22 protein-coding genes are annotated in these 21,385 nt (G+C 59.5%); 3 read left to right on the top strand and 19 right to left on the bottom strand.

Going from position 1 to position 21,385, the window contains the following annotated elements; genetic code table 11:
* Positions 1–314: 314 nt before the first annotated feature.
* Positions 315–572, top strand: coding sequence for a BrnT family toxin (locus JNB91_RS09000; protein ID WP_220325238.1), 258 nt, complete (start codon positions 315–317; stop codon positions 570–572).
* Complete coding sequence (locus JNB91_RS08995) at positions 562–879, top strand: BrnA antitoxin family protein (protein WP_220325158.1); 318 nt, start codon at positions 562–564, stop codon at positions 877–879. The genes JNB91_RS09000 and JNB91_RS08995 overlap by 11 nt, the downstream gene beginning before the upstream one ends.
* Positions 880–911: 32 nt before the next feature.
* Here the strand turns inward: JNB91_RS08995 and JNB91_RS08990 are convergent, their stop codons facing one another.
* From JNB91_RS08990 to proS, 3 genes are all read right to left on the bottom strand, one after another.
* Positions 912–1,598 (bottom strand): ABC transporter ATP-binding protein, encoded by a 687-nt coding sequence (locus JNB91_RS08990; protein ID WP_220325157.1) that lies wholly within the window; start codon positions 1,596–1,598, stop codon positions 912–914.
* A 14-nt stretch (positions 1,599–1,612) separates the two neighbouring features.
* The gene (locus JNB91_RS08985) at positions 1,613–2,920 is read right to left on the bottom strand and encodes a lipoprotein-releasing ABC transporter permease subunit (protein ID WP_220325156.1); all 1,308 of its coding nucleotides are present in this window, start codon (positions 2,918–2,920) and stop codon (positions 1,613–1,615) included.
* Positions 2,921–3,017: 97 nt separating this feature from the next.
* Complete coding sequence (gene proS / locus JNB91_RS08980; RefSeq protein WP_220325155.1) at positions 3,018–4,340, bottom strand: proline--tRNA ligase; 1,323 nt, start codon at positions 4,338–4,340, stop codon at positions 3,018–3,020.
* Here proS and JNB91_RS08975 point away from each other — a divergent pair.
* A complete protein-coding gene (locus JNB91_RS08975) occupies positions 4,339–4,593 on the top strand; it encodes a hypothetical protein (protein ID WP_220325154.1) in 255 nt (84 codons plus the stop codon). The genes proS and JNB91_RS08975 overlap by 2 nt on opposite strands.
* Positions 4,594–4,831: 238 nt before the next feature.
* Here the strand turns inward: JNB91_RS08975 and JNB91_RS08970 are convergent, their stop codons facing one another.
* From JNB91_RS08970 to JNB91_RS08895, 16 genes are all read right to left on the bottom strand, one after another.
* Positions 4,832–5,104 carry a DUF1467 family protein gene (locus JNB91_RS08970; RefSeq protein ID WP_220325153.1) on the bottom strand — a complete coding sequence of 91 codons (273 nt, stop codon included), beginning with the start codon at positions 5,102–5,104 and terminating at the stop codon, positions 4,832–4,834.
* 111 nt (positions 5,105–5,215) lie between these two features.
* The gene (gene mce / locus JNB91_RS08965) at positions 5,216–5,620 is read right to left on the bottom strand and encodes a methylmalonyl-CoA epimerase (RefSeq protein WP_220325152.1); all 405 of its coding nucleotides are present in this window, start codon (positions 5,618–5,620) and stop codon (positions 5,216–5,218) included.
* An 83-nt stretch (positions 5,621–5,703) separates the two neighbouring features.
* Complete coding sequence (locus tag JNB91_RS08960; protein ID WP_220325237.1) at positions 5,704–5,997, bottom strand: hypothetical protein; 294 nt, start codon at positions 5,995–5,997, stop codon at positions 5,704–5,706.
* A gap of 380 nt (positions 5,998–6,377) precedes the next feature.
* Positions 6,378–8,048: a ribonuclease J gene (locus tag JNB91_RS08955; RefSeq protein ID WP_220325151.1), complete on the bottom strand. Its 1,671-nt coding sequence runs from the start codon at positions 8,046–8,048 to the stop codon at positions 6,378–6,380.
* An 8-nt stretch (positions 8,049–8,056) separates the two neighbouring features.
* The gene (locus JNB91_RS08950; protein WP_220325150.1) at positions 8,057–8,839 is read right to left on the bottom strand and encodes a biotin--[acetyl-CoA-carboxylase] ligase; all 783 of its coding nucleotides are present in this window, start codon (positions 8,837–8,839) and stop codon (positions 8,057–8,059) included.
* Positions 8,840–8,841: 2 nt separating this feature from the next.
* Positions 8,842–10,284 carry an NADH-quinone oxidoreductase subunit NuoN gene (gene nuoN / locus JNB91_RS08945; RefSeq protein WP_220325149.1) on the bottom strand — a complete coding sequence of 481 codons (1,443 nt, stop codon included), beginning with the start codon at positions 10,282–10,284 and terminating at the stop codon, positions 8,842–8,844.
* A 19-nt stretch (positions 10,285–10,303) separates the two neighbouring features.
* Positions 10,304–11,815, bottom strand: coding sequence for an NADH-quinone oxidoreductase subunit M (locus tag JNB91_RS08940; protein WP_220325148.1), 1,512 nt, complete (start codon positions 11,813–11,815; stop codon positions 10,304–10,306).
* Positions 11,815–13,806 carry an NADH-quinone oxidoreductase subunit L gene (nuoL, locus tag JNB91_RS08935; protein ID WP_220325147.1) on the bottom strand — a complete coding sequence of 664 codons (1,992 nt, stop codon included), beginning with the start codon at positions 13,804–13,806 and terminating at the stop codon, positions 11,815–11,817. The genes JNB91_RS08940 and nuoL overlap by 1 nt, the downstream gene beginning before the upstream one ends.
* A 7-nt stretch (positions 13,807–13,813) precedes the next feature.
* The gene (nuoK, locus tag JNB91_RS08930) at positions 13,814–14,122 is read right to left on the bottom strand and encodes an NADH-quinone oxidoreductase subunit NuoK (protein WP_112511603.1); all 309 of its coding nucleotides are present in this window, start codon (positions 14,120–14,122) and stop codon (positions 13,814–13,816) included.
* A 25-nt stretch (positions 14,123–14,147) separates the two neighbouring features.
* The gene (locus JNB91_RS08925) at positions 14,148–14,762 is read right to left on the bottom strand and encodes an NADH-quinone oxidoreductase subunit J (RefSeq protein WP_220325146.1); all 615 of its coding nucleotides are present in this window, start codon (positions 14,760–14,762) and stop codon (positions 14,148–14,150) included.
* A 122-nt stretch (positions 14,763–14,884) separates the two neighbouring features.
* Entirely contained in the window at positions 14,885–15,379 is a 495-nt protein-coding gene (nuoI, locus tag JNB91_RS08920) for an NADH-quinone oxidoreductase subunit NuoI (RefSeq protein ID WP_112511599.1), read from the bottom strand.
* Between the two features lie 40 nt (positions 15,380–15,419).
* Entirely contained in the window at positions 15,420–16,466 is a 1,047-nt protein-coding gene (gene nuoH, locus JNB91_RS08915) for an NADH-quinone oxidoreductase subunit NuoH (protein ID WP_220325145.1), read from the bottom strand.
* Between the two features lie 7 nt (positions 16,467–16,473).
* Entirely contained in the window at positions 16,474–18,558 is a 2,085-nt protein-coding gene (nuoG, locus tag JNB91_RS08910; protein ID WP_220325144.1) for an NADH-quinone oxidoreductase subunit NuoG, read from the bottom strand.
* 86 nt (positions 18,559–18,644) lie between these two features.
* Positions 18,645–19,949: an NADH-quinone oxidoreductase subunit NuoF gene (gene nuoF, locus JNB91_RS08905; protein ID WP_220325143.1), complete on the bottom strand. Its 1,305-nt coding sequence runs from the start codon at positions 19,947–19,949 to the stop codon at positions 18,645–18,647.
* Between the two features lie 3 nt (positions 19,950–19,952).
* On the bottom strand, positions 19,953–20,207 hold the full coding sequence (locus JNB91_RS08900) for a hypothetical protein (protein ID WP_220325142.1): 255 nt from the start codon (positions 20,205–20,207) through the stop codon (positions 19,953–19,955).
* A gap of 11 nt (positions 20,208–20,218) precedes the next feature.
* Entirely contained in the window at positions 20,219–21,373 is a 1,155-nt protein-coding gene (locus JNB91_RS08895) for an NADH-quinone oxidoreductase subunit E (protein WP_220325141.1), read from the bottom strand.
* Positions 21,374–21,385 lie beyond the last annotated feature (12 nt).

Genomic DNA, 21,385 nt, shown 5'->3' with positions numbered 1-21,385 from the left:
GAGCTGCCGGACCGATATGTGTGCGACACACGCACATCCCCTGCGATGAGGAGAGGCAGACCATTTTCTGCGCGGCCCCGGACGGTCCGCCTGCATAAGGGCAGCCTATCCGATCACCGGTCCCGCCTCGCCGGTTATGCGGACCGGTGTAGCCGAAGCGAACGCGGGCATTGTAGGCACGGGATTTGAGGGCGGGGATGAAGAAGTCGCTAAGTGATTGATTTGGCGTCCATGACCTGCAGGAATATGCACGGCTATCATCCAGGCATGGCTGGATATTTGACGCACAGATTAAACGTGATACATTTATGGACATGATCATCACTTATGATGAGATCAAACGGCGAACCAATATCAACAGGCATTTTGGCCTGGATTTTGCCGACCTCGATATGGACTTCTTCGAAGGTTCGACCGTCTATCCAGCGAAAAATGGGCGTCTTGCTGCAATTGGTATCTTTCGCGGACAGATCGTCATTGTCGTGATCTTCAAGCCACTCGGCTCAGAGGCCATTTCCGTCATCTCTATGCGGCCAGCCAGCAGAAATGAAAGGGCAAGATATGGCACCTAAATTCTCGATGAAACGCCGTTTAAGCGATCATGAGGAAGCGGAAATTCAAAGCTCCATCCTGTCGGACCCCGACAATCCAGAGCTTACCGAGGAGCAGCTATCACAGGGGAGACCGTTCCGTGAAGCGCTGCCGGATCTGGCTGCAAGCATCGATCGAGCGAGGAAACGGGGCCGCCCTCCTGTCGACAATCCCAGACAGCAGATTTCGGTTCGCCTCGACCCCGACATCATCGCCCACTACAAGGCGACCGGTAAAGGATGGCAAAGCCGCCTGAACGACGATCTGAGAAAAGCAGCCAAGCTTTAGGGTCAAAACTCAACCAGTCGGCGTGGAGAGCCTTAAAACTCCACCACCTTGCCGCCTTCCAGCGTAACGCGACGGTCCATCCGGGCGGCGAGTTCGTGGTTGTGGGTGGCGATCAGGGCTGCAAGGCCGGACTGGCGCACCAGAGCCTCAAGCGCATCGAAGACATAAGATGCAGTCTTCGGATCGAGATTGCCGGTCGGTTCGTCAGCCAGCAACAGGCGGGGCGCATTGGCAACGGCGCGGGCGATAGCGACACGCTGCTGCTCGCCGCCGGAGAGTTCGGCCGGGCGATGTTCGGCACGGTGGCCGATGCGCATGTAATCGAGAAGCTGAGCCGCCCTCTCCTTCGCCTCGGCCTTGGACAGGCCGCCGATCAGTTGCGGCATCATGATGTTTTCCACCGCCGAAAACTCCGGCAGGAGATGGTGGAACTGATAGACGAAGCCGATTTCAGCCCGACGGATGGCGGTGCGCTGGTCGTCAGGAAGATCGTTGCAGGATCTTCCACCGACGAACACGTCTCCCGCATCGGGGTGTTCCAGAAGGCCGGCCAGATGCAGGAGTGTCGACTTGCCGGTACCGGATGGGGCGACAAGCGCGACGATCTCACCGCTCACCAGTTCGAAATCAGCGCCTTTCAGAATGGAAAGCGTCGTTTCTCCCTGGCCATAATGGCGTTCGACATTGGCAAGCTTCAGTACGGATTTGCGAGGTGCCATGAGGTGATGGGATCCTATTCGTAGCGAAGCGCCTGGACAGGATCGAGCCTGGAGGCCCGCCATGCCGGGAAAATGGTGGCGATGAAGGATAGCGTCAGCGCCATGGCGACAACGGAAACGGTTTCGCTGACGCTCATTTCAGCGGGCAGTTCGCTGAGGAAATAGAGCTCAGGGTTGAACAGGACCGTGCCCGAAAGCCAGGAGAAGAACTGCCGGATGCTTTCGATATTGAGGCAGACGACGACACCCAGCGCCACGCCCGCAAGCGTGCCGACCAATCCGATCGCAGCCCCGGTCATGAAGAAGATGCGCATGATCGCGCCGGAACTTGCGCCCATGGTGCGCAGGATGGCGATGTCGGAGCCCTTGTCCTTTACCAGCATGATGAGGCCGGAAATGATGTTCAGAGCGGCGACCAGCACGATCAGCGTCAGGATCATGAACATGACGTTGCGTTCGACCTGAAGCGCCGAGAAGAAGGTCTGGTTGCGCTGGCGCCAATCGGTGATGAAGATCTGGCGGCCGGCGGCTTCCTCGATCTTCGGGCGCAGTTGATCAACGGCTTCAGGATCGTTGATGAAAAGCTCGATCGACTGGACGATGCCTTCAGCATTGAAATAGAGCTGCGATTCCTCGAGCGGCATGTAGATGATCGTCGCGTCGTATTCCGACATGCCGATTTCGAATATACCCGAAATCGTGTAGGATTTGACGCGCGGATTGACGCCCATCGGCGTCACGTCGCCTTCCGGCGAGATGAGCGTGATCTGGTCACCGGCATTCAGCCCTAACTGTGCGGCAAGCCTGGAGCCGACCAGAACGCCCTGCCCCGAGGCGAAACCGACGATATCGCCCTGCTTGATATTGCCCGCGACTTCGGTGAGCTTTTCCAGATCTTCGGCGCGAACGCCGCGGACCAGAGCACCGGAACCCGCACCACCGCGGCCGGAGGCGAGCGTCTGGCCCTCGACCAGCGGCAGGGCCATCCTGACGCCGGGAACGGCCGAGAATTTCTTCGTCAGCTCGGCATAGTCGTTCAACGGCGTATCGACCGGCTGGACGATCATGTGACCGTTGATGCCGAGGATGCGGGAGATAAGTTCGGTGCGAAAACCGTTCATTACCGCCATGACGATGATGAGGGTCGCGACCCCCAGCATGATGCCGATGAAGGAAAAGCCGGCGATGACCGAGATATAGGCTTCCTTGCGGCGCGAGCGCAGGTAACGCCAGGCGACCATGCGCTCGAAGCCTGAAAAGGCGCCGGCACTCGGGACCTTCTCGACCTTCTGCTTTTCCTCAACCGCCGCGGCACTCGCCATTCACGTTTCCTCGTCTTGATCGGTGTGGATTGAACCTTTCACGGCTTCATCCACACCCAATTCCTTCATCCGGCCGGAAACCCGAACGGTAGTGTTATCAGCCGGTTACCCGGTTGAGTGCGGCCTCAAACGTCATCACTTCGCGCGCACCGGTCTTGCGGTCCTTCACTTCGACCTCGCCAACAGCCGCAGAGCGCGGGCCGACGATGATCTGGACCGGCACGCCGATCAGATCGGCGGTGGCGAACTTGGTGCCGGCGCGATCGTCCGTGTCGTCGTAAAGCACATCCTTGCCGGCATTGCCGAGCGTAGCGTAGAGCTTTTCCGACAGCTGGTCGCAGGCGGCGTCGCCCGGCTTCATGTTGATCACCACGACATCGAAGGGGGCAACCGATTCGGGCCAGATGATGCCATTTTCATCATGCGATGCTTCGATGATGGCGGGAACAAGGCGGGTCGGGCCAATGCCGTAGGATCCCATGTGGACAGGATGTTCCTTGCCGTCCGGACCCTGAACCTTGGCGCCCATCGGCTCGGAATATTTTGTGCCGAAATAGAAGATATGGCCGACCTCGATGCCGCGGGCGGACAGGCGGTCGCCGTCCGGGATGGCGTTGAAGGCTGCCTCGTCATGCATTTCGGACGTTGCGGCATAGACCGAGGTCCATTTGTCGAAGATCGCCTGCAGGCCTGCGACATCATCGAAATCTGTGTTTTCGGCCGGAATGTCGAAATCGGTGAAGGCCTTGTGGCTGAAGACTTCCGATTCGCCGGTATCGGCCAGAATGATGAATTCGTGGCTGTGGTTGCCACCGATCGGGCCGGTATCGGCACGCATCGGGATGGCGCGCATGCCGAGCCGCGCGAAGGTGCGCAGGTAGGCGACGAACATCTTGTTATAGGAATGGATCGCGTCTTCGCGGGTCATGTCGAAGGAATAGGCATCCTTCATCAGGAATTCGCGCGAGCGCATGGTGCCGAAGCGCGGGCGGATCTCGTCACGGAACTTCAGCTGGATATGATAGAGGTTGAGCGGCAGGCTCTTGTAGGATTTGACATAGGAGCGGAAAATATCCGTGACCATTTCCTCATTGGTCGGGCCGTAGAGCATCGGGCGCTCCTGACGGTCCTGGATGCGCAGCATTTCCTTGCCATAGGCCTCGTAACGGCCGCTTTCCTGCCAGAGTTCGGCGGATTGCAGTGTCGGCATGATGAGTTCGATAGCACCGGCGCGGTTCTGCTCCTCGCGGACGATAGCGTTGACCTTGTCCAGCACCTTCTTGCCGAGCGGCAGCCAGGAATAGATGCCCTGGCTCTGCTGGCGGATCATGCCCGCACGCAGCATCAGGCGGTGGGAAACGATTTCCGCTTCCTTGGGATTTTCCTTCAGGATGGGCATAAAATAGCGGGACAGGCGCATGGTGATTTCCGACTTTTGCTTGGCCTTCCGCATCACGCAGGAATCGGCCGAATTGAAGACCATTTGCGTGGCTTATTACCGGTTCCCCGCGTTTAAGAAAACCCAGCTACAGGTGAAAAGGTGGTGGATGAGCGAAGCGGCAAATCGCTCAAGACGAGCTAAAAATGTGTTTTTGATGAAAGCCAGGGTGCGACAAATGCGCCAAAGGCAATTTTTTCCACACGTGTCACAAAAATACAAAAAAAGAGGATGACAAAGCCCAACCTATGAGCTAGTTTCAGCCCATAAAACAGGCATGAAGTTCAAATTCTTGCCAATCGCGGTAAAGTCTTGGGAGGATCAGATCTTAGGCGCGCTCGACGCTGCCCCGGCAACGGTTAGGATCACGCGAAACTAAAAAACAAGGCTTCAACGCCTTGTTTTTTTTTGCCTTTCGGCAGCCTGGAATGACGAAACCTCCTCATCTGAGAGTTACCACCGTACCCTGGTATCTATTGCGGGAAGCGCGGCACGATATCGGGGATGCTGCCGATACCAAAGCCGAAATAGACCGACGCCAGATGATAGGCCAGATAGATCGCTGCCGAGATCAGCGTGGTGAGCAGGATCACTCGTCCGCCGCGGAATTTTGCCGGGGCACTTTCCACCGTTCCGAGCGTCACCTCTCCTTCCTCGTGCTGGCTGCGATAGCCGAGCGGAAGGACGATGAAAAGGACTGTCCACCAGAGGATGAAGTAGATCGCGGCGATCGTCAGGATTGGCATGAAATGGCTCCGTCACATCGCTTTATCAGCGGAACAGGTGGTTGAAGCGGCTGACAAAATGATTCCGGGCTTTTCTCGGAGCCATTGTTTTATTTGTTATATCGCCATGCATCAGACTTCTTCCAGCTCAATCAGCGTGCCGTTGAAATCCTTCGGGTGGAGGAAAAGGACCGACTTTCCATGGGCGCCGATCTTGGGCTTTCCGTCACCGAGAATGCGCGCGCCGGTCGCTTTCAGCCTTTCGGCTGCGGCTGTGATATTTGCCGTTTCGTAGCAGATGTGGTGGATGCCGCCCGACGGATTGCGTTCGAGGAAGGCGGCGATCGGGGACGCGTCGTCGAGCGGTTCGAGCAGTTCGATCTTGGTGTTGGCAAGCTCGACGAAAACCACGGTGACACCGTGTTCGGGCAGCGCTTGCGGGGCAGAGACCTTTGCACCAAACGTATCGCGATAAAGTGCTGCCGCCTCATCAAGGATCGGGACGGCGATGGCGATGTGGTTGACGCGGCCAAGCATGTGATCTCTCCTATTTCAGACACCCGCGTTTCGACAGGTGCCGCACCGCATCCGACGGCTGGCGCCTTCTGTCCGTAAACGCCTCAACTGTCCGATGGCAGGTTGAATATCTGACGGCTAACGATTTTGAGGCTTCGATCCGGCTGTATTCGGTAGCGTTCAACAACCCGGTTGCCGAAGCTGTTGTAAAATTCATGATCGAAGCTGCTGCCGACGGGTGCCTTGGTAAGACGGCTTCGAGGTTGACCGCCGTATGTGATACTGCCCGAGATTGGCGCGATGTCAGATCCGTAATCGCGTGCGACCAATTCGGGATCGGCGGTAGCACTGCAGGCCGTAAGCGTTGCAACGGCCAAGAAAATCAGTGTTTTTCTCATCACGGTCATCTCGTCTCTGGATGCTGACGGGGCAAAGAACGTCTGTCGAAGTTCCATTATGACCGAGTGAAGCGCTAAAGCATATCGCGATCCCGCAAATTCGCTCACGCGCTTCAGGCATTGTTTTATCGGATGTCTATCGCGCAAAACCGCTGCGCACTTTTGCGCAACAGACTCTACGTAAGCGCCCCTAGAGCATTTCCGCCTTCGTTCGAAACGCGAAACTGCCCTATCTCTTTGTTTTAACGCAATTCCGGACGCAAAACCGGTTCTCACTTTTGCTGGAATTGCTCTAGAAGGTACGGCCCCACCGCCGTGACCTAGCTCTGCGCACAGAGGCGGAGTGCAGTTCACTGCACTCCGGGCGACAGGCAAGCTGCCTACTGCACCCTCGTGACAAACACCGTCACCACCGGCTTCTTGCCCCAGGCGATGTTGGCGGCCGAGCGCACCGCACGGCGGACGGATTCGCGGACCGTATCGAGATCCTTGCGGCGCGCGCGCGCGATGCTTTCGACGGCGCCGAGAACGGCGTCATAAAGGCCATCGTCCATGTCCTCGCCCTCATCGTCGAATTCCGGCAGGCCGTAGGAGACGAGGTCGGGATCGGCCAGGAATTCGTAGCGCTGGTCGAGCAGGATATTGACCGAGACATGGCCGACGAAAGAGAGCTTGCGGCGATCGCTGATGCCCATCTCATCCATGTCACCGATCAGCTTGCCATCCTTGAAGATGCGGCCGAAGGGGGCGTCGTCGATGACTTCCGCCGGGCCGGGAGCTAGGCGAAGGATATTGCCGTTGCGGACGCGCGGGATGGTCGCAATGCCGGCGGATGCGCCGAGTTCGGCCTGGGCAGTCAGGTGGGCTGCCTCGCCGTGAACGGGCACGAGGATCTGCGGGCGGGTCCACTCGTACATTTTCAGGAGTTCGTTGCGGCGCGGGTGGCCGGAAACGTGGACCAGCGCATCGGAATCGGTGACGATCTTGATGCCCTGTTCGATCAGCGCGTTCTTGATCTCGATGATCGGCTTTTCATTGCCCGGAATGGTGCGAGACGAGAAGACGACCGTATCGCCCTTGGTGAGCGCCACATGGCGCATCTCGTCGCGGGAAATTTTTGCCAGCGCCGCACGCGATTCACCCTGGCTGCCGGTGAGGATGACGACCACCTTGTCGCGCGGGATATAACCGTATTCATCTTCCGCGATGAAGGGTTTGAGGCCTTCCATGATGCCGATGTCGTGGGCGACGTTGACGACGCGCTTCAGCGACGAACCAAGCAGCAGGACTTCACGGCCGGCTGCATTTGCGGCTTCCGCGATCGAGCGGATACGGCCGACATTGGACGAGAAGGTGGTGACGGCCACCCTGCCCTCGGCTTCTTCGATGACCTTCTGCAGGCCGGCGGAGACTTCTTCTTCTGACGGCGACACGCCTTCGCGCAGGGCGTTGGTGCTGTCGCACATCAGAGCGAGAACACCTTCGTCGCCGATGGCGCGGAAACGCTGCTCATCGGTGAGAGGCCCGAGCGTCGGCTTGGCGTCGATCTTCCAGTCGCCGGTATGGACGACATTGCCAAGCGGCGTGCGGATGACCAGCGACATCGGCTCGGGGATGGAATGGTTGACGCCGACGGCCTCGATCTCGAACGGGCCGACATTGATGCGATCGCCGGCCTTGAAGATGGTGATCGGGATTTCGGCGCGGTCGCCTTCGTACTTACGCTTGGCTTCCAGCATGCCGGCGGTGAAAGGCGAGGCATAGACGGGAACGTTGAGGCCCGGCCAGAGATCGTTCAGCGCGCCATAATGGTCTTCATGGGCATGGGTTATGATAATGCCCTTGAGATTGTTGCGCTGCTTGGCGAGGAAGCGGATATCGGGAAGCGCCAGATCGACACCCGGAAGATCGGGACCCGGGAAGGTTACGCCCGCATCGACCATGATCCACTGGCGCTTCTCTGCCGGCCCATAGCCATAGAGAGCGAGGTTCATGCCGATCTCGCCCACGCCGCCCAGCGGCAGAAACACCAGTTCGTCTTGCTTAGCCATTCTTCTTCTTATTCCGTTCTTGTAAAGAATACATCCCCTGCCGCGATCGGCCGGACTTGTCCACCCCCCATTTCGGCCCCCATGTCGAGTAACAGCAGGCCGCCATCATCGATCCCGGCAAATCTTCCCTCCAGTGAGCGATCGGGAAGATTGACGGTGATGCGCTCGCCGACACCGCAGGCGACCTCCCGCCAGCGGCGAACGATCTCGGCCGTGCCCTTACCCTCATCCCACACTTCCAGCGCCAAAGCCATTGACTGATAAAGATGGGCGAAAAGTTCATCCGGCGAAATCGCCGCACCGTGATCGGCAAGGCGGGTCACGCCATAGGGCGCGCTGTCCGGCATATGGCGGATATTGATGCCGATGCCGATGACCAGCGCCCGTTTGCCGCCGGGGAGCGGTTCGCCCTCAAGCAGGATGCCGCAGGTCTTTTTGCGATTGATCAGGATGTCGTTCGGCCACTTTACCTGCAGGGCGGCATCACCTGGCGGCAGGACCGTCTTCACCGTATCATGAACGGCAACGGCGATGGCCAGCGGCAGAGAGGCGACACGTTCCATCGGAGCCGGATCGATCAACAGCAGCGAGGCGTAGAGATTGCCGGGCTCCGAGGTCCAGGCGCGACCGCGGCGGCCACGCCCTTCGGTCTGGCGGGCGGCTGTCACCCACAACAAACCGGGATCGCCCGCGCGAGCGCGGGCGAGACATTCGCTATTCGTGGATCCTATGTCGTCGAAGGCGACATGGCGGAAAGCTTCGAGCGAGAAGCGGCTCGTCTCTCCCGCCATCCTCAGAAGAAGGACCGTGCTGCAGCATCCGCCGCAGAGCCGATCGGGCCGCCATAGAGGATGTAGGTTGTGATCAGCAGGCCGGAAATGCCGAAGATGAAGCGCAACTCACCGGGCGTGCGTTCGAACTCGCCCTTGGGCTCATCAAACCACATCAGCTTGACGATGCGCAGGTAATAGTAGGCTGCAACGACCGACATCAGGAAGCCGACAACGGCAAGCGTGAAGAGGCCTGCTTCGACGGCTGCCAGGAAGACGTAATACTTGGCGAAGAAGCCTGCCAGCGGCGGGATGCCTGCCATGGAGAACATCTGCGCCGTCAGCACCACTGCCATGAACGGCTTTCTGGCAAAGAGGCCGGCAAGCTCGTCGATCTCCTCGACATAGGTGCCATCCGGACGGCGCATCGACATGATGCAGGCGAAGGTGCCGAAGGACATCATCATGTAGATGAGCATGTAAAGGGCAACACCTGAGACGCCGCTTTCGCTGCCCGCCGACAGGCCGACAAGCGCGAAGCCCATGTGACCGATGGAGGAATAGGCCATCAGGCGCTTGATGTTCTTCTGGCCGACGGCTGCGAAGGAACCAAGCGCCATGGAGGCGATCGCCACGAAGACGATGATCTGGCGCCAGTCAGCGATGATCGGCAAGAAGGTTTCCGAGGTCAAGCGGATGAGGATCGCCATGGCGGCAATCTTCGGGCCAGCGGCAAAGAATGCCGTGACCGGCGTCGGTGCGCCTTCATAAACGTCCGGCGTCCACATGTGGAAGGGAACGGCGGAGATTTTGAAGCAGGCGCCGGCGAGCATGAAGACCATGCCGAAGACGAGACCGAGGCCACGGGTTTCCGAGGAGAGCACGGTGGCGATTTCCTGGAAGCCGGTATTGCCGGTGAAGCCGTAAACCAGCGACATGCCGTAAAGCAGCATGCCGGAAGACAGCGCGCCGAGAACGAAATATTTCAGGCCGGCTTCCGTCGAGCGCAGGCTGTCACGGTTGAAGGCGGCGACGACATAGAGCGCCAGCGACATCAGCTCGAGGCCGAGATAGAAGGCGATCAGGTCATTGGCCGAGATCAGAAGCAGCATGCCGAGCGTCGAGATGACCAGCAGGACCGGATACTCGATCTTGTCGAGCTGCATGGCCTTGCCCTGAACGGCAGACATGGCGAGCGCGAAGATCGAACCGGCGATTGCCGCGACCTTCATGAAACGCGCGAAGGGATCGACGATGAAGGCGCCGCCGAAAGCTTCGCCATTGCCGGTGGAAACCGTGATCAGCAGGCCGACGACGGCAAGAAGTGCGATGGACAGCCCGGAAATGAGCTGGTTCGCCTTTTCGCCGATGAAGACACCCATCATGAGAAGCACGAGTGCGCCGACCGCCAGGATGATTTCAGGCAGGGCAAACTGCAGACTTTGAGAGAGGAGTTCAGGAGTCATAGTCTTATCTGTCCCGTCATCAATTCGCAGCCTGAGCAGCGGTCGCCACGGCCTGGATGGCCGCATGGTAGTTGGTTACGATTCTATCGACAGTGGCTGCGGAGGCATCGAAGACCGGCGCAGGATAGATGCCGAAGAAGATGGTCACAACGATCAGCGGCCAGACGATGCAATGCTCGCGGAAGGAGATGTCCACAAGGCCCTGCATCAGCGGCGACTTCGCCTGACCGAAGATCATGCGGCGGTAGAGCCACAGCATGTAGGCGGCGGAGAGAACGACACCTGTCGTGGCAAAGAAGGCCGTCCAGACACTGACACGGAAGACGCCGACCGTCGCCAGGAACTCGCCGACGAAGGCGGAGGTGCCCGGCAGGCCGACATTGGCCATGGTGAAGATCAGGAAGGCCAGCGCGTATTTCGGCATGCGATGCACGAGGCCGCCGTAATCGCCGATGTTACGCGTATGGGTGCGCTCGTAGACGATACCGACGCAGAGGAAGAGAGCGCCGGAGATGACGCCGTGTGACAGCATCTGGAAGATCGCACCGTGCAGGCCCTGCTGGTTGACCGCAAAGATTGCCATCGTCACGTAGCCCATGTGAGCGACGGAGGAATAGGCGATCATCTTCTTGATGTCGGTCTGCATCAGGGCGACGAGCGATGCGTAGATGATGGCGATGACCGAGAGCGTCAGGATCATCGGGGTGAAATAGTCGGATGCCAGCGGGAACATCGGCAGCGAGAAACGCAGGAAGCCGTAGCCACCGAATTTCAGGAGCAGAGCCGCAAGGTCGACCGAGCCTGCCGTCGGGGCTTCGACGTGCGCATCCGGCAACCAAGTGTGGAACGGCCACATCGGCACCTTGACGGCGAAGGACAGGAAGAAGGCCAGGAACAGCCAATACTGCATTTCCGGCGAGAACTTGTAGGCAAGCAGGACCGGAATGGAGGTGGTGCCGACTTCCGCATACATGACCAGAATGCCGACCAGCATGAAGACCGAACCGGCCAGCGTATAGAGGAAGAACTTCATCGACGCGTAGATGCGGCGCGGGCCGCCCCAGACGCCGATGATGAGGAACATCGGGATCAAGCTCGCTTCGAAGAAGACATAGAAGAGCACGAGGTCCATCGACACGAAGACGCCGACGATCAGCACTTCCAGGATCAGGAAGGCGATCATGTATTCACGCGCATGCAGCGTGATCGCCTTCCAACTGGTCAGCACGCCGAAGGGCATGAGGAAGGTCGCCAGCACGACGAACATGACGGAGAGGCCATCGACTCCGATATGATAGCTGATGCCCTTGCCGAGCCAGTAATACTGCTCAACCATCTGGTAGTCGGCGCTGGTGCCGTCAAAGCCGTACCAGACGACCAGCGACAGGAGGAAGGTGATGATCGTCGTGATCAGCGAGATGATCATGACGTTCTGGCGACCGTCGTCGGTGTCGTCGCGGGTGAACACCAGCAACAGCACGCCCACCATCGGGAGGAAGGTGACCGTGGAAAGAATAGGCCAATCGGTCATCAGACAGAACTCCCGAGCATCATCCAGGTAATCAGGGCAGCGACGCCAAGCAGCATCGTGAAGGCATAGTGATAGAGGTAGCCGGTCTGCATGCGCACGACGCGGTTGGCAGTGTCAACGACGCGGGCGGCAACGCCGTTGGGTCCGAAGTGGTCGATCGTGCCGACATCGACCTTCTGCCAGAAGAAGCGGCCGATCGCCTTGGAAGAACGGACGAACAGGAAGTCGTAGAGTTCGTCGAAGTACCACTTGTTGAGCAGGAACTTGTAGAGGCCCGGCTGAGCGGCTGCGAGCTTCTTCGGCGTTTCCGGCGACTTGATGTAGAAATACCAGGCGGTGAAGAAGCCGATCAGCATGGCGATGAAGGGCGACAGCACGACCAGGAACGGCACGTGGTGGAATTCGTGCAGCAGTTCGTTGTGTTCGGAGGTGAAGAGCGCGCCCTTCCAGAAGGTGTCGTAGGCGTCACCGTAGAACATGCCCTTGAAGATCACGCCCGCCAAAACCGCGCCCACCGCCAGAACGTAGAGCGGGATGAGCATGACATTCGGGCTTTCATGCACATGATGCATGACCTCGTGGCCCGCCCGCTCCTTGCCGAAGAAGGTGAGGAAGGCAAGACGCCAGGAATAGAAGCTGGTGAACAGCGCCGCGATGACGAGAAGCGTGAAGGCAAAACCCGAGACCGCCGAGTGCGAGGCGTAGGATGCCTCGATGATGACGTCCTTGGAGAAGAAACCGGCAAAACCGATCGGCGTGAACGGGATGCCGACGCCGGTCAGCGCCAGCGTGCCGATCGTCATCATCCAGAAGGTGACCGGGATGTGTTTTCTCAAACCACCCATCTTGCGCATGTCCTGTTCGCCATCGACGGCATGGATGACCGATCCGGCGCATAGGAACAGAAGCGCCTTGAAGAAGGCGTGGGTGAAGAGGTGGAAGATCGCTGCGCCATAAGCGCCGACGCCGAGTGCTACGAACATGTAGCCGAGCTGCGAGCAGGTCGAATAGGCGATGACGCGCTTGATATCGTTCTGCACCAGGCCGACGGTCGCGGCGAAGAAGGCGGTGATCGCGCCGATGATGGTGACCACGGTCAGCGCATCCGGCGACAGTTCGAACAGCGGCGACATGCGCGCAACGAGGAAGACGCCGGCGGTAACCATGGTTGCGGCGTGAATGAGAGCCGAGACCGGGGTCGGGCCCTCCATGGCGTCCGGTAGCCAGGTGTGCAGCAGGAACTGCGCCGACTTGCCCATAGCGCCCATGAAGAGCAGCAGGCAGGCAACGGTGAGCGCGCCTTCGCGGGTAAGGTGCAGGAACCACACATCGAACACGACGCGGCCAGCTTCCGGCGAACCTTCGGCCGGCAGATAGGTGCCGGCATTGGCGAAGATCGTTTCGAAATTGATCGAGCCGAACATGACGAAGACGGCGGCAATGCCGAGCATGAAGCCAAAGTCACCGACGCGGTTGACGATGAAGGCCTTCATCGCCGCAGCGTTGGCCGACGGACGATCGTACCAGAAACCGATCAGCAGATAGGATGCGAGACCGACGCCTTCCCAGCCGAAGAACATCTGCAGCAGGTTATCCGACGTGATGAGCATCAGCATCGTGAAAGTGAAGAGTGACAGGTAGGCGAAGAAGCGCGGACGGTGCGGGTCGGTGTGCATGTAGCCGATGGAATAGACATGCACGAGGAAGGACACCGTGTTGACGACGACGAACATGACGGCCGTCAGCGTGTCGATGCGCAGCGCCCAGAAGACGTCGATATTGCCGGACTGGATCCAGCGCAGGACTTCGACGCTCATGGTTTCCTGGGAACCAAGCGCCACCTGGAAGAAGACGATCCAGGACAGGACGACAACGATCGCCATCAGGCCGCAGGTGACGAATTCCGAGGCCTTGGCGCCGATCTGGCGGCCGAACAGGCCCGCGATCAGGAAGCCGACGAGAGGAAGGAAGACGATAAGCTTGTAGATCATGACCCGATCAGCCCTTCATCACATTGACGTCGTCAACGGCGATCGAGCCGCGGTTGCGGTAGAAGACGACAAGAATTGCAAGACCTATGGCGGCCTCCGCAGCCGCGACGGTCAGAATGAACAAAGCAAAGACCTGGCCGACGATGTCGTTCAGGAACGACGAGAAGGCGACCATGTTGAGATTGACCGCGAGCAGGATGAGCTCGATCGACATCAGGATGATGATGACGTTCTTGCGGTTCAGGAAGATGCCGAAAACGCCGAGCGTGAAGAGGATGGCGCTGACCGTGAGATAGTGGGAAAGACCGATTTCCATGTTTCTGTTCCTTTTTCCCGCTTTCTCAGAGGCCCTGGCCCGGCTTGACCTTGACCACCTCGATGGCGGTTTCCGGCGTGCGGGCGACCTGGCGTGAAATATCCTGACGCTTGATGTTCTGGCGGTGGCGCAGCGTCAGCACGATGGCGCCGATCATTGCGACAAGAAGCACCAGGCCGGCGATCTGGAAGTAATAGACGTAGTGGGTGTAGAGCACGTCGCCGAGGGCGGCCGTGTTGGATCGTACCGCCGGATCGGGGATCGGCATGGTGATCGAAGATGCCGCTTCGGGCGAGAGCACGCTGGAGCCGACGACGAGGATCAGTTCGGCAGCAACGATGAGGCCGACCAGCATGCCGATCGGCGCATATTGGAGCACGCCAGCCTTGAGTTCGGCGAAATCGACATCCAGCATCATGACGACGAAGAGGAAGAGAACCGCGACCGCGCCGATATAGACGACCAGCAGGATCATCGCGATGAATTCCGCCCCCGTCAGCAGGAAGAGGCCTGCCGCGTTGAAGAAGACCACGATCAGGAACAGAACCGAATGGACCGGGTTCTTGGCCGAAATGACCATGAACGCCGACGCCACAGCGACGAACGCGAACAGATAAAAGAATAGTGCGTGCAGACCCATCGTCGTGCCTTCTCGTCCCTCGTCGAGATCGGGCCTTAGCGCCCGCCCCGTCCGACCGATGCCTCTTTGACATCGGCACTTACCTCATTTCACCGGCGACGAAGCCGCCGGCAGACACAGCCTTAACGGTAAGGTGCGTCCATCGCGATATTGCGGGCGATCTCCCGCTCCCAGCGATCGCCGTTTTCCAGAAGCTTGGCCTTGTCGAAATACAGCTCTTCGCGGGTTTCCGTCGAAAACTCGAAATTCGGCCCCTCGACGATCGCATCGACCGGGCAGGCTTCCTGGCAGAAACCGCAATAGATGCATTTCACCATGTCGATGTCGTAGCGCACCGTGCGGCGGGTGCCGTCATTGCGGCGCGGACCTGCTTCGATGGTGATCGCCTGAGCGGGACAGATGGCTTCGCACAGCTTGCAGGCAATGCAGCGCTCCTCCCCATTCGGATAACGGCGCAACGCATGCTCGCCGCGGAAGCGCGGAGAGACCGGCCCCTTCTCGAACGGATAGTTGATCGTCGCCTTCTGCCTGAAGAAGAGATATTTGAACGCCAGGCAAAATGCGCTGACGAACTCCTTCAGGAAGAGCGAATTGACGGCTTGGGAGAGTGCGGCCATCTTTAAACTCCAGTGACGCTGCGGGTGTGTTCAGACATCATCAGCCTGCCCATCCCGTCAGTTTCAGTACGAATGCAACAATAACCAGCATGCCGAGCGACAGCGGCAGGAAGACCTTCCAGCCGAGACGCATCAACTGGTCGTAGCGGTAGCGCGGCACCATGGCCTTGGCCATGGCGAAGCCGAAGAAGACGAAGATGACCTTCAGCAGGAACCAGACGATGCCCGGGACCCAGTTGATCAGCCAGAAATCGACCGGCGGCAGCCAGCCACCCAAAAAGAGGATCGTCGTCAGCGAGCAGATCAGCATGATCGCTGCATATTCCGACAGCATCAGCATCATGTACGGCGCCGAGGAATATTCGACCATGTAACCGGCGACGAGTTCGGATTCTGCTTCCGGAAGATCGAAAGGCGGACGGTTGGTTTCAGCAAGGCCCGAGATGAAGAAGATCACGAACATCGGGAAGAGTGAGAACCAGTGCCAGTCGAGGAAGGAGTTCGGCATGCCGAGCATGGTGCCGAGACCGGTCTTCTGGGCATAGACGATATCGGTCAGGTTCAGCGAACCGACGCAGAGAAGCACGGTGACGATGACGATGCCGATCGAGACTTCGTAAGACACCATCTGGGCTGCGGAACGGAGCGCGCCGAGGAACGGATATTTCGAGTTCGACGCCCAGCCGGCCATGATGACGCCGTATACTTCGAGCGAGGAGATGGCGAAGATGTAGAGCACGCCGACATTGATGTTGGCGACGGCCCAGCCATCATTGACCGGAATGACCGCCCAAGTGGCAAGCGCAAGCGTCACGGAGACCAGCGGGGCGAGAAGAAAGACCGTCTTATCGGCGCCCGACGGGATGATCGGTTCCTTCAGCACGAACTTCAAAAGGTCGGCAAAGGACTGGAACAGGCCGAAGGGACCGACGACGTTCGGACCGCGACGCAGCTGAACGTTTGCCCAGACCTTACGATCGGCCAGAAGGATGAAAGCGATTAAGACCAGAAGGCAGACGAGCAGCAGAAGCGACTGACCAACCATGATCAGTGCGGGCCAAACGTAGGTCCAGAAAAACGAATCCATATTCATATCACTCCGCCGCAGCCTGGAAGTTGTTGCGGGCCAATGCCGAGCACTCGGCCATGACGGCAGAGGAACGGGCAATCGGGTTGGTCAGGTAGAAATCCTTGATCGGCGATGCGAAGCCGCCCTTGGTCATTTCGCCGGCCTTTTGGCCGAGCGCTGCCACGTCGTTGACTGAACCAACTGCAATCTCGTCGATCTCGGCGAAATGCGGATGGTCCTGATAGAGTTTTGCGCGCAGGGCGTGGAGGCTGTCGAAGGGCAGTTTCTTGCCGAGCACGTCGGAGAGTGCACGCAGGATTGCCCATTCCTCGCGGGCCTCGCCCGGCGCGAAGCCGGCGCGGTTGCCCATCTGGACGCGGCCTTCGGTATTGACCCAGGTGCCGGACTTTTCGGTATAGGCCGCACCGGGCAGAATGATATCGGCATTCATCGCACCGTTATCGCCGTGGCTGCCGATATAGATCGTCGTCTTGGCATACTTGGCCGAGAAGTTCATCTCGTCTGCGCCGAGCAGGAAGAGAACGTCCATCGAGCGCAACATGGTTGCGGCATCCGCACCCTTTGCACCCGGAACGAAACCGAGATCGAGACCGCCGACGCGCGACGCTGCCGTGTGCAGGACAGCGAAACCGTTCCACTCTTCGGTCAGTGCGCCGACCGAGCCTGCGAGCTGGGCGGCTGCCTGAAGAACGGCCAGACCGTCCGGACGGGAGAGAGCCCCCTGCCCTACGATAATCATCGGGTTCTTCGCCCCACGCAGCTTTTCGGCAAAGCTGTTGACGCCCGATGCGAGATCGGCAAGCGTTTCCGGACCGGCACCGAGATAATCGTAAGCGTAGCGCAGTTCGTTGACTTCGCCGATCACACCGATCGGGAAATTGCCGCGGCGGAAGCGCTTGCGGATGCGAGCGTTCAAGACAGCTGCTTCGAGACGCGGGTTGGCGCCGATGATGAGCAGAGCGCCGGCCTGTTCGATGCCTTCGATCGTCGGGTTGAAGAGGTAGCTCGAACGGCCAAGCGACGGATCAAGCGCCGTCCCGTCCTGGCGACAGTCGAGATTTTCCGATCCGAGAGAGGTGAGCAGCTGCTTCAGCGCATACATTTCCTCGACAGAAGCGAGGTCGCCGGCGATTGCACCGATCTTGTCGTTTGAGGCGGCGGAAACGGCAGTCTTGACGGCTGCAAAGGCTTCGGCCCAGCTTGCTGGCTGCAGGCGGCCATCCTTGCGAACGTAAGGACGGTCGAGACGCTGGGTCTTCAGGCCATCCCAGATGAAGCGGGTCTTGTCGGAGATCCACTCCTCGTTCACCTGTTCGTTGACACGCGGCATGATGCGCATGACTTCGCGGCCGCGGGTATCGACGCGGATGGCGGAGCCTACGGCGTCCATGACGTCGATCGATTCGGTCTTGCCGAGTTCCCACGGACGGGCGGTGAAGGCGAAAGGTTTTGAGGTGAGCGCACCGACCGGGCAGAGGTCAACAACGTTGCCCTGCAGCTCGGAGGTCATGGCCTGTTCGAGATAGGTGGTGATCTCGGCATCTTCGCCACGGCCGATCAGGCCGAGCTCGGAAATGCCGCCGACTTCGGTGGTAAAGCGGACGCAGCGCGTGCAGTGGATGCAGCGGTTCATCACCGTCTTGACCAGCGGACCGATATACTTGTCTTCGACGGCGCGCTTGTTCTCACCGTAGCGCGAGCTGTCGATACCGAAGGCCATCGCCTGGTCCTGCAGGTCGCATTCGCCGCCCTGGTCGCAGATCGGGCAATCGAGCGGATGGTTGATCAGCAGGAATTCCATCACGCCTTCGCGGGCCTTCTTGACCATCGGCGTGGTGGTGAAGATTTCCGGCAGTTCGCCGTTCGGGCCACCGCGGATATCGCGCACGCCCATGGCGCAGGACGCGGTCGGCTTCGGCGGGCCGCCCTTTACCTCGATCAGACACATGCGGCAGTTGCCGGCGACCGACAGGCGCTCGTGGAAACAAAAGCGCGGAATTTCGGCGCCAGCCTCCTCGCATGCCTGAAGCAGCGTGAAATGGTCCGGAACCTCGATTTCCTTGCCGTCAACCTTCAGCTTTGTTGCCATCGTTTCACTTACGTCCTGTGTTCAATTCCGACCCGAGGGCCTGAAAATGGTTCATTTCAACTGCCGAAACCGCATTTGCGGCGCTTTTACTCGGCAGCCTCCATGACGGCGCCCTCAGACGTCGCATTGTAGGTGTACTGGTCGATCCGCGCCTCGATTTCGGGGCGGAAGTTGCGGATCAGGCCCTGGATCGGCCAGGCGGCTGCGTCGCCGAGCGCGCAGATCGTGTGGCCTTCGACCTGCTTGGTGACCTGGAAGAGCATGTCGATTTCGCGCTTCTGGGCATTGCCGCGCACCATGCGCTCCATCAGGCGCATCATCCAGCCGGTGCCTTCACGGCACGGCGTGCACTGGCCGCAGCTTTCATGTTTGAAGAAGGCCGCGATGCGCCAGATCGCCTTGATGACGTCGGTCGACTTGTCCATGACGATCATGCCGCCGGTGCCGAACGAAGATTTCACTTCGCGCATGCCGTCGAAGTCCATGATCGCATCGGCCATGTCTTCGCCGCGGACGATCGGGCAGGATGCGCCGCCGGGAATGACGGCCAGCAGGTTATCCCAGCCGCCACGGATTCCGCCGCAGTGATGCTCGATGATCTCGCGGAAGGAGAGCCCCATCGCCTCTTCGAAGGTGCAGGGACGCTCCACATGGCCGGAGACCATGAACAGCTTGGTGCCGACATTGTTGGCGCGGCCGATGGAGGAGAACCAGGACGCGCCACGACGCAGGATGGTCGGCGCGACCGAGATCGATTCGACATTGTTGACCGTGGTCGGGCAGCCGTAGAGACCCATATTCGCCGGGAACGGCGGTTTCATGCGCGGCTGGCCCTTCTTGCCTTCAAGGCTTTCGAGCAATGCCGTCTCTTCGCCGCAAATATAGGCGCCGGCGCCGTGGTGGACGACGATGTCGTAATCCCAGCCATGCACCGTGTTCTTGCCGAGCAGGCCTGCCGCGTAGCATTCGTCGATCGCCGCCTGCAGCGCTTCGCGCTCGCGCATGTATTCGCCGCGGACATAGATGAAAGCAGTATGCGCGCCCATGGCAAAGCCTGCGATGACGCAGCCTTCGATCAGCGTGTGCGGATCGTTGCGGAGGATTTCGCGGTCCTTGCAGGTGCCGGGTTCGGATTCGTCGGCATTGACGACGAGATAATGCGGACGGCCATCATTCTCCTTCGGCATGAAGGACCATTTGAGACCGGTCGGGAAGCCGGCGCCACCACGACCACGAAGGCCGGATGCCTTCATCTCGTTGATGATCCAGTCCCTGCCCTTTTCGATGATGATCTTCGTGCCGTCCCAGTGGCCACGGCTCATCGCGCCCTTCAAAGACTTGTCCTTGAGGCCGTAGATGTTGGTGAAGATGCGATCCTGATCTTTTAGCATGGGCTATTCCGCCGGTTCGTCGATTATGTCGAGGCGCTTTTCGATGCGCGAAAGACGCGCGTCCTGACGCCCGAGAACTTTATAGATATTGGCGATGTCACCGTGTGCGGCGTTCATTTCCATCGCCAGACCGCGCACCTGCAAAGTAAGCGAATCCAACCGGCCATCAATTGCCACGAGCTTGTCATCGATGTTGGACAAACGCCCCTGCATCGACTTCAAGATCTCGTAGATCAGCTCGTTGGTGACTTCCGCCATCTGCTCTTCCCTCAGCGCGGTTTCTTGCCGAAGACTTTAATGTATTCGGCTTCGCCACCCTTGGCGAGCGCCTTGGCCTGTTTGATCCAGTCGTCACGCTCGATGCGGCCCTTGAAATTCAGGTAACCATCGACCCATTCGCGCTCGGCCTTTTTCCACGATGCGACTTGCGCGAAGGTGTAAATGCCGAGTTCGTGGAGCGTGCCTTCGATCTTGGGACCGACGCCGGAGATCAGCTTCAGGTCGTCAACCGCGTCGGGCTTGTCGATGCCTTTCGGACGGTTCTTGTCTTCCAGCGACGGCTTTTCGGACTTTACCGCGGGAGCGGCCTTGACCGTTTCAGCCTTGGCCTCTGTCTTGGGTGCATCAGCGGCCGGCTTGTCTTCGGTTGCCTTGGCGTTTGCCTCGGCAGCCTTCGGCGCAGTTACCGGCGTCTTCAGCTTAGGGTCGGTTTCGGGTGCCGTATCCTTGGGCTTTGCTGCCTCTGCCGGCGGAACCGGTGCGGCATCGGCATGCGCTTCGGGCTGCGGCTCCAGATTGGTGCGAACCGGCTTGATATCGTCGTTCAGCGTGACCGCGCCACCGATCGGCGCAGACAGATGACGATCGATCTGCGGACCGACCTTGACCTCTGCGCCCTTGCCTGCCTCGAACGTGTCGATGATCTCTTCGAGACGCTCAGGAGTGAGGTCCTCGTAGGCATCCTTGAAGATGATGACCATCGGTGCGTTGACGCAGGCGCCCTGACACTCGACCTCTTCCCAGGACAGCGTGCCCTCTGCATTCGGATGCAGCGGATCATGATGGATCTTGCGCTGACAGACCTTGATCAGCTCTTCTGCGCCGCGCAGCATGCAGGGCGTGGTGCCACAGACCTGAATGTGGGCGCGCGTGCCGACCGGCTTGAGCTGGAACTGGGTATAGAAAGTCGCCACTTCCATGACGCGGATATAGGGCATGTCGAGCTTGGCCGCGACGTGCTCGATCGTGGCGCGCGTGACCCAACCGTCCTGTTCCTGCGCCCGCATCAGAAGCGGGATCACGGCGGACTGCTGCCGGCCTTCCGGATATTTCCTGATCGTTGCCTCAGCCCATGCAGCATTTTCTTCGCTGAAGGCGAAGCTTGCGGGCTGGAACTGTTCTTCGGCCAGTCGACGAACGGACATAGTTTCTTACGC

It is taken from the genome of Aliirhizobium wenxiniae (genome assembly GCF_019511445.1).
Taxonomy (GTDB): Bacteria; Pseudomonadota; Alphaproteobacteria; order Rhizobiales; family Rhizobiaceae; genus Neorhizobium; species Neorhizobium wenxiniae_A.
The sequence above is the reverse complement of the archived record's forward strand: the minus strand, read 5'-3'. Positions and strand labels throughout refer to the sequence as shown.